General features: G+C 49.2%; 1 rRNA gene. It reads right to left on the reverse strand.

The window, feature by feature from the left end:
* Positions 1 to 144 precede the first annotated feature (144 nt).
* Positions 145 to 368: ribosomal RNA gene (locus tag M3182_RS25855) — 16S ribosomal RNA — on the reverse strand; the annotation flags it as partial.

Raw genomic sequence — 368 nt, forward strand, 5'->3', positions numbered from 1 at the left:
TTATCTAGTTTTCAAGGAACAATGTTTCGAAGGATTGCTCCTTCAAAACTAAACAAACAAGCAATCAACAGTGCAAATCTAAAGATTTGCATATCACAGACCATAAGGTCTGAGTTCCGAATGCCCTTACGGCATTATCCTTAGAAAGGAGGTGATCCAGCCGCACCTTCCGATACGGCTACCTTGTTACGACTTCACCCCAATCATCTGTCCCACCTTAGGCGGCTGGCTCACTAAAAGTGTTACCCCACCGACTTCGGGTGTTACAAACTCTCGTGGTGTGACGGGCGGTGTGTACAAGGCCCGGGAACGTATTCACCGCGGCATGCTGATCCGCGATTACTAGCGATTCCGGCTTCATGCAGGCG

This window comes from Mesobacillus maritimus (assembly GCF_023715205.1).
Classification (GTDB): domain Bacteria; phylum Bacillota; class Bacilli; order Bacillales; family Cytobacillaceae; genus Mesobacillus_B; species Mesobacillus_B maritimus_C.